Raw genomic sequence first — 7,789 nt, 5'->3', positions numbered from 1 at the left:
GCAATTTTCCGCTTGAAAAACAGGTGGAAAATTGCCTTTTTGTATTCATTTGAATTTGCAGAATAAAAAACGTAAGTTTTTCAGTGCCCTCGTCTAACAGAGGGGTTTTTTGCTTACAGCTGCCTATTACATCCCATGGCCAGGATTGTTATTTTGTCGGGAATGATTCCGGTTCTTCACTTTGTGAGAACCGCTCAGCGGCTTCGGCTGATTGCTGTCAGCCGCTTTTGGACCATTGCGTTTGCCCATTGCCCACACTCCTCTTGTCGATAGTGTTACAAACGAACGGATTGCTCCGCCTGCTGGAGCTTTTTCTGCATGCCGCTCAGCTGCCGCTGCTCCGCCAAATTGGCATTCGCAAAAGCGGAAGAAAGATTATTCTTCGCTACGGCTATATTTTCCTCAGTCGCATAAGCGAGAGCCTGCTCAACGGAATCGCGTGCTTCCTGGAAAAGTCGATTGCCCACTTAAACTCCTCCAACCGTGTAGTCAGGATTTTCTTCTGTGTGCTCGGTGGAATAGTAACGGGATTCAGCATCCGCATACGTTGTGCGGAAAGGAAATTGTTCACTGTGTTTCTTGACGGAGTTCTTTCCCTGCTCAACAAAACGCTTCGATTTACTGCTTTTTCCCATGATTCATCCCTCCGGCGCGTTAGTGTAGACACGAAGATTTCCGTGTCAGTTGTAGGTTACCTCAAAGGAGGGGGAAATATAAAATAAATCATTGGATAAGTTTTTTTAAAAGTTGCTGTATAAAAAACGGGGCAGTGGTTATCATAATGAATGCAAGGAACGAAATCTCCAAACGGGGTGATGGTTTTGGGCACAGATCGTACGAACCCAGAGGCAGGGATTTTCAATAATCACATCATGTAAATGAGGTGTTTGTCGAAGATAACGTACAGGCCATATAAACCAAGCAGTTCTCTTGCATGCAAACGGTGCGCCGACTGGCGTACCGTTTTTAGTTTACAGACGTTTGGAAGGGCAGGAGAACAGCGGGGCGGTCCTTTATTTTTTCACGGAATGATTCATTTCATTTTCTATCCGTTTAAAGTACCGGTAGGATCCATACCAAAACAGCAGATAAACAACGATGAACATGCCAATTCCGAACAGTATGGGGGCTAATTCAAGCGGCAGCCAGCCCATCCAGAGAGCAAGCGGCAGCCAAATGAGGATCGAGATAAGAAAGTGAACGGCGGTTTTTTTCATAGGACTCCATTCTTCAAGGTCAAGAATAAGAGAGGCGCTGCCAAAGTAAATCCCCATGATCATACTCCCCGACATATTCTTCCATATAGTAGGCACCGGTACTTGGATATCCTGTAACGTCATGATCGTCAATATGACAAACGTAAGGATAGCCGTATACCCTAAGCCAATCAAACTTCTTCTGGCTATTTCAACGATCACGTGCATCCACTCCTAAAACTAATTTTCTTTTTAACTCATGGACATACTTTCGGGAGACGTACTCTTTACTGCCAGAACGAAAATACACACATAAATTGCCGTTAAACGCCAGCTCAAAATGAGTGATCTGATTCAAATTGCCAAGTGCCGATTTCGATAAGCGGCTAAATCCATGACCTTCTAATACCTCTTCCGCTTCATAAAGCTTCATGGTCAGTTCAATGGCTTTTTTGTTGACCGACGCATACACTTTACGGTTCTCAGCGAATATATAGTCGACGTCACCTGGTGAAAGCAGAATGGACTTATCTCCTTCAACGCCAATCATCCGCTTAGGTGCCTGATGGTCTAATTTCCTTACCAGCTCTGCAAGCTCTTTTGTCCATTTCCTGGCATGGATCGTCACAGAGGTTTCCCCGTATTGCTCATTAAGGTCAATGTTTACCTTCATTTCATCCCCCTCTCTTTCTCTTTACTATACTAACTGTTCAACTAAAAATTTCGAATTATGGGATAACATTCAGGTTTTCCTGACTATCCAGCCGAAAACGATGAACGACCGGCTTGAGGAGACAGGCAGTTATATTCAATAAAGACACAGCGGCTGCCTTTAAGAAATATCTTTTTTCCTTCAGGGCATATTAGATAAAGTGAGCGGGCCCAATTGAGCCGCTCTTCCACTCTAACCAATACGCTTTTTCAGGAGGAGAGCACATGGATCATCGCAATGAGACAAGAGAGCATAAAGAGAAAATTCAAGCCATGGAGCAAATGATTAACAACACGCAGGAGAATATTCATAAGGCGGAGCAAGACATCGAACAAACGGCGCTGGCTGCCCGGAAAGAGAAGCTTGAGGAAGAAAATGATAAGCGCGTGGAAAGCATAGAGAATTTCCGCAGAGAGATCGAAGAAGAGCGCTCCTTTTTATAAATCGTGCCTGCACGAAGAAAACCCGTTCCTGTTTCGGAAGGAGCGGGTTTTTCTTTGCCTGCATATTCTTTTTCAAAAGAACGATTAATGAAGCCGCTGCTCGACTTCCTGGCATACTTGATCAGCAGATAGGCCGCTTGCTTCAATGACAGGTCCGTCCATGACTGTGTCGTGGATGCCCATCATGTTGTTATCAAGACCTGTGATGACGCAGGCAGCGCAGTTTCTAGCATCCTCAACGGACTGAAACTCAACTACGTCAAACCCTCTCTCACGAAGTGCTTCGGTCACATTTGTTAATGACTCTTCCACTGCAATTCTTTTCGTCATTTGTTGTACCTCCTGATAATTACCGTACTTGCACAGACAAATTAAGGGGGGATCTGCCTGTGTTGCCTAGATTGTTGAACCATCCATCACCGGATGGACCGGCCATTGATGGAAGTTTCCTCTTATAGAATGGCTTTTGCGGGGAGATTTTATTCTAGATTTTAAAAAAGGGCAGGAAAGGAGGGACCGGCTGCTGGAACCCATCAGCGGGGGGCTCGTGATTCATTGAAGCCTATCCTTCGCTTTTTGGCCGCTCCTCATGAAGAAACCACCGCAAACCGACCATTTCACCTTAAATCCTTCAAAATTCTCCCCAAACCAAGCAGACAAGTGTGTTATATTAATACAAAGTTCTAAATTTTCATAATGGAGGTATTAGTAAAAATGTTATTACGATTGTTGTGCCGCAGGCCTGCACCACGAAGAAAGACACAAAAGGACAGCCGCTTATGAAGTCGATAACACCCATGAGTATTATTGATAAAAGCCGGATTCATTCCTTTCATATTTCATTGATCTTCTGGCTGTTTTTGGTGATTGCGTTTGATGGCTATGATGTGGTCGTGTACGGGGCGATTGTCCCTTCTCTGATCAGTGACTGGGGAATCTCCGATGTGACTGCCGGAGCCATTGGAAGCTATACGGTGATGGGAACCGCGGTGGGGGCCGTGATGTTCGGCCTGCTGGCGGATAAAATCGGCCGTAAAAAAATTATTTTGCTCACGACCTTTTTATTCAGCTTCTTCACGTTTCTATCCGGGTTTGCGACGGGCCCGGTCATGTTCACCGTGTTCCGCATTATCGCAGGCATCGGGCTCGGCGGGGTCATGCCGAATGTGATTGCCTTAGCGACCGAACTGTCTCCAAAGCATGCGCGGTCGGTAACCGTTTCGTTCATTTTTTGCGGGTATTCGATCGGCGCGATGGTGGCGGCTTTGACCAGCCGTTCTCTTCTTCCGATAGGAGGCTGGGAGCCTGTGCTTTGGATTGCGGGCATTCCTTTATTGTTTCTCCCTATTCTCATGAAGGTGATTCCTGAATCAGTCGGATTCCTTGTACAAAAAGGAAGGAACGAAGAGGCTAGGAAGATTCTTTCTAAAATAGAGCCAGGGATAAGCAAGGAAGCCGTCATTGAATTTCCAGAGCCTGCCGAGAAATCGTCCGGCTCTCCTGTCGTGAGACTGTTTGAGGAAAAGCGGGCTAGGAGCACAATCATGTTCTGGATTTCCTGCTTCAGCGCCTTTATGCTGATTTACTCGATGAATACGTGGCTGCCGAGCCTGATGATGGAAGTCGGCTATGACTTGAGTTCAAGTCTCACGCTGACAGCGGTCATGCAGGTCGGTGCCATCATTGGTACGATTGTGTTCGGCCGGTTAGTCGATAAAGTCGGCTTTAAAAAGGTGCTGGTGCCTTTGTTCTTCTTTGGAGCGATCGCTTTGTCGCTCATTGGTTTTACAAGCAGCACGTGGATCGTGTTTGCGCTAATCGCCGTCATTGGCGCGGCCTCTGTCGGTCTGCAAAATGTATCAAACGCCTTCGTTTCCCAGTACTATCCGGGCACGATGCGTTCCACTGCTGTGGGCAGCACGATGGCCTTTGGCCGGGTAGGGGGCATTGTCGCTCCTACCTTCGTCGGCATTTTGCTTTCGCTGAACTTTCTGCCGCAATTTAACTTTGCGGCGATTGCCAGTGCCGCGGTGCTGGGCGGTATTGCGATGCTGTTCGTTCAAGAGCAGCATGGCCATTACAGCAAAGAAGAAGAGCCGAAACAAGCGGACCAGCAGCTGCCTGCCGCTAAATAACAAACTCATCCCGGGGCGAACCATCCCCGGGATGTATTAAGAAAGGATGAAAAAAAGATGTCAATCGAAACGGAATTATTATTTAAAGCCAACATTCAAGTCGCCGCTCCGATAGAGGTGGGAAACGCCGGCGCAGGCATAAGAAGAGTGATCCCGATTACCGGCGGAACCTTTGAAGGGCCCGGGATGAAGGGAGAGATTCTTACAGGCGGCGCTGATTACCAGCTGATTCGCCCGGACGGCGTCACAGAGGTCGTGGCTCATTACACGATCCAGACAGACGACGGCGTCCCGATTTACATCACGAATAAAGGCTACCGGCACGGGCCGAAGGAAGTGATTGATAAAATCATCCGCGGAGAAGCGGTGCCTGAAGGCTCGTATTATTTTAAAACGGCACCTGTGTTTGAAGTGGAAAGCGGCAGTACATACGATTTTCTTAACCGGACGATTGTCATCGGCCACGGCGTAAGGAATCCCTCTGACGTAGAAATGACATTCTATCAAGTGCTGTAAACAGTAAGCCCCCGCCAGATGCCGGCAGGGGCTATTTTTAGGCGCAAAATCAGCGAATGTTCATTTCGCTTGGGTCTGGCCCTTTGCGCTGGTCCTTGTTCAATTGATTAATGTCTTCCATATCCCCGGCAGACAATTCAAAGTCAAACACGTTGAAATTCTCCTCAATCCGGGACGGTGTGACAGATTTCGGGATCACGATCGTGTTATTTTGCAGATGCCAGCGAAGCACTACCTGTGCGGGTGTTTTGCCGTGCGCTTCGGCGATACGCTGAACCGCTTCATCCTTCAGCACGTCTCCGCCTTGTTCTAACGGACTCCACGCTTCGACGAAAATATCGTGCTCGGCGCAGAACGCCTTCATGTCGTTTTGAGCCAGATGCGGGTGGCATTCCACCTGGTTGAGTACCGGCTTCACGTCGCATTCTTTTAACAGGCGCTCCAGATGGTCGATATGGAAGTTACAGACACCGATCGCTTTCACGCGCCCATCCTGATACAGCTTCTCGAGCGCCTTGTATGTATCGATATACTCATCGTACTTCGGCGTCGGCCAGTGGATTAAATACAAATCGACGTAATCAAGGCCGAGCTCTTCCAGGCTTCGCTCGTACGCCTGCAGCGTGTTCTCATAGCCGTGGTCACTGTTCCATACCTTTGTCGTGATAAACAGCTCCTCGCGCGGCACATTGGACTCGCGGATCGCTTTTCCAACCCCCTGCTCGTTCTGGTAGATCATCGCGGTATCAATCGAGCGGTAGCCTGCCTCTAACGCTTTCTTTACCGCTTCTGTCGCCTGGTCATTTTCCACCTGCCAAACGCCGAATCCAAGCTGAGGCATCTGTAACCCGTTGTTTAATGTGACAAAATTCATCCCGTCATCTCTCCTTTAGCTGAAATGTAAAAAGTACCTTCTTAGAATAGCAAGCCGAGCTGCGTATTTTCAAATAAATGGTTTTGAAAGAGTTTAGCCCTTTCTCTTTTTGTGAAAAACATAAACAGGCGCATAGTTAATTTTTACATATACGAGACAGGAGTGGAGAATAGATGAAACAGGAAAAGCGCCAAGTGGCAGAGCTCATTCTTGATCAATTAAAATTGTTTGGCGTAAAGAGAATCTACGGGGTAGTCGGCGACACGATTATTGGTCTGATTGATGCGATCGCTGAACAGAATGACATCCAGTTCATTGCGGTGAAGCATGAGTCGGCAGCGGCGTTTATGGCCTCCGCGGAAGCCAAGCTTACAGGCAGGCTTGCGGTATGTACCGCGACGATGGGGCCGGGTGCGACGAACCTGTTAAACGGACTAGGCGATGCATATGCCGACCGAGCGCCGGTTCTGGCGATTACAGGGCAGGCGCCATGGAAGTTTCCGAGGAAATAAAAGAGCTGTCCGAGTTATGGGGGGCCGGTATTTTAACGAGCCTGGGCGGAAAAGGCCTGATCGATGCTTCTTTTCCAAATCTGTTAGGCGGCATTGGCGAAGGCGGCAACCCGCATGCACCGGAAGTATTTAAGGAAGCGGATGTCGTGTTGATGATCGGCGCCACATGGTGGCCGGAAGGATATGTGCCGAAGAACGCAAGGATCATCCAGATTGATAAAAACCTTCAGAACGTGGAGAAAAGCATTCCGACCGAGCTTGGCATTGCCGGGGAAGCCGGTGAAGTCCTTCCACAGTTAAAGAAACGCTTAAGCACCTTCTCCGCGAATACCGAGTGGCTGGCGCGCTGTCACGAGGTGAGAGACAGATGGGAGGCGCAAAATGAACAGGAAGGCAGCCAGTCAGGCTCTCCTGTCCACCCGGCCAGAATTGCCCGGGCGCTAGAGCGTACCGTCGCAGAGGACGCCATTCTTACCTTGGATACAGGCGACTTAACGGTATGGATGAACCGGAACTTCCGGCCAAGCGGGCAGTCCGTATTGTTCTCCGGCTACTGGCGCACCCTCGGCTTCGGCTTGCCGGCAGCCATTGCGGCGAAACTGGAACAGCCCGAGAAGCAAGTCATCGCCGTGGTCGGCGACGGCGGCCTGCAGATGACCCTCGCAGACCTCTTGACCGCGACCCGTTACGGGCTGAACATCACTGTCGTTCTCTTTAACAACGGATCCTTGCAGATGGAGCGGGATAAAATTAAAGCCGCCGATGAAAAAGAAGTCGGCGTGGAACTCACTAACCCTGACTTTGTTAAAGTCGCCGAAGCCTGCGGCTGGCAAGGCTTCCGGGTAGAATCCGATACGGAGCTTGAAGCGGCACTGGAAAAAGCCTTTCTTGCCAATCAGCCAACGTTTGTAGATGTGTATACCGAGCAAGCCTTTTTCCCGGAAACGAAATAAATATGGAACGTAGTTCTCTCTATTCTATCAGCTGAAAATAGAAAGAACTTTTTCTTGTCATCCAGGTTTCCGGCAGGACATTTACTAAGTGATCGTAACGCTTCAAAAACTTTACTAATATAGTTATTTTCAAGGGAAATGAGAAAAATAACGGGTTTTAACAAAATAATATTTATACTGGTATATTTCTATGACCGATCCCGACCATGTCAAGATCGGCATAAAAACAAAAACTATACAGCCAGCCGCTGGTATTAAACCAGCGGCTGGCTCACGTTGTTGAAAAACAACTTAGTCAAGAAAACCCTGGTGAATTCTCACCGGGGTTTTCACTTTTTTTGAATTGTTAAACGGAACCTTCTATAATATGAGAAGTGAGGTGGAGACCAATTTTCTGTAAAGAGCGGAGTTTGGCCCACTTTTTCAAGTTTTGTATGATGGCAGTCAT

Annotated in this window: 12 protein-coding genes; 5 read left to right on the top strand and 7 right to left on the bottom strand. The window is 48.2% G+C overall.

Translation table 11 applies throughout. The features are described from left to right. Window positions 1–126: 126 nt before the first annotated feature. The 5 genes from QY97_RS18275 to QY97_RS18260 form a co-directional block, all read right to left on the bottom strand. Window positions 127–249: a small acid-soluble spore protein P gene (locus QY97_RS18275; protein ID WP_039236419.1), complete on the bottom strand. Its 123-nt coding sequence runs from the start codon at window positions 247–249 to the stop codon at window positions 127–129. A 26-nt stretch (window positions 250–275) separates the two neighbouring features. Continuing rightward, window positions 276–467, bottom strand: a complete 192-nt coding sequence (locus QY97_RS18270) for a DUF3813 domain-containing protein (RefSeq protein WP_039236421.1) — start codon at window positions 465–467, stop codon at window positions 276–278. Continuing rightward, window positions 468–635, bottom strand: coding sequence for a hypothetical protein (locus tag QY97_RS20765; protein ID WP_166701716.1), 168 nt, complete (start codon window positions 633–635; stop codon window positions 468–470). It abuts the gene before it with no gap. A 378-nt stretch (window positions 636–1,013) separates the two neighbouring features. Then, complete coding sequence (locus QY97_RS18265) at window positions 1,014–1,418, bottom strand: DUF3021 domain-containing protein (RefSeq protein WP_039236423.1); 405 nt, start codon at window positions 1,416–1,418, stop codon at window positions 1,014–1,016. After that, on the bottom strand, window positions 1,408–1,869 hold the full coding sequence (locus tag QY97_RS18260; protein WP_039236425.1) for a LytTR family DNA-binding domain-containing protein: 462 nt from the start codon (window positions 1,867–1,869) through the stop codon (window positions 1,408–1,410). The genes QY97_RS18265 and QY97_RS18260 overlap by 11 nt, the downstream gene beginning before the upstream one ends. Before the next feature lie 263 nt (window positions 1,870–2,132). Here QY97_RS18260 and QY97_RS18255 point away from each other — a divergent pair, with 263 nt between their 5' ends. Next, entirely contained in the window at window positions 2,133–2,351 is a 219-nt protein-coding gene (locus QY97_RS18255; protein WP_039236427.1) for a hypothetical protein, read from the top strand. 84 nt (window positions 2,352–2,435) lie between these two features. Here QY97_RS18255 and QY97_RS18250 read toward each other — a convergent pair whose 3' ends face one another. Further along, entirely contained in the window at window positions 2,436–2,681 is a 246-nt protein-coding gene (locus QY97_RS18250) for a YkuS family protein (RefSeq protein WP_039236429.1), read from the bottom strand. Window positions 2,682–3,130: 449 nt separating this feature from the next. Here QY97_RS18250 and QY97_RS18245 point away from each other — a divergent pair, with 449 nt between their 5' ends. Together QY97_RS18245 and QY97_RS18240 are read left to right on the top strand one after the other, a co-directional pair. Continuing rightward, entirely contained in the window at window positions 3,131–4,486 is a 1,356-nt protein-coding gene (locus tag QY97_RS18245) for an MFS transporter (protein WP_039236432.1), read from the top strand. Between the two features lie 57 nt (window positions 4,487–4,543). Next, on the top strand, window positions 4,544–5,002 hold the full coding sequence (locus QY97_RS18240) for a DUF3237 domain-containing protein (RefSeq protein WP_082090228.1): 459 nt from the start codon (window positions 4,544–4,546) through the stop codon (window positions 5,000–5,002). A gap of 49 nt (window positions 5,003–5,051) precedes the next feature. On the opposite strand, the gene QY97_RS18235 is transcribed toward QY97_RS18240, so the two are convergent. Beyond that, complete coding sequence (locus tag QY97_RS18235) at window positions 5,052–5,876, bottom strand: aldo/keto reductase (protein WP_039236430.1); 825 nt, start codon at window positions 5,874–5,876, stop codon at window positions 5,052–5,054. A gap of 173 nt (window positions 5,877–6,049) precedes the next feature. Between QY97_RS18235 and QY97_RS21105 the strand changes: the two genes are divergently transcribed. Together QY97_RS21105 and QY97_RS18230 are read left to right on the top strand one after the other, a co-directional pair. Continuing rightward, entirely contained in the window at window positions 6,050–6,388 is a 339-nt protein-coding gene (locus QY97_RS21105) for a thiamine pyrophosphate-binding protein (RefSeq protein ID WP_332370333.1), read from the top strand. Continuing rightward, a complete protein-coding gene (locus QY97_RS18230; protein ID WP_332370332.1) occupies window positions 6,367–7,341 on the top strand; it encodes a thiamine pyrophosphate-binding protein in 975 nt (324 codons plus the stop codon). Before QY97_RS21105 ends, QY97_RS18230 begins: the two co-directional genes overlap by 22 nt. Window positions 7,342–7,789: the final 448 nt, after the last annotated feature.

Source organism: Bacillus thermotolerans, assembly GCF_000812025.2.
Lineage (GTDB): Bacteria > Bacillota > Bacilli > Bacillales > Domibacillaceae > Quasibacillus > Quasibacillus thermotolerans.
The sequence above is the reverse complement of the archived record's forward strand: the minus strand, read 5'-3'. Positions and strand labels throughout refer to the sequence as shown.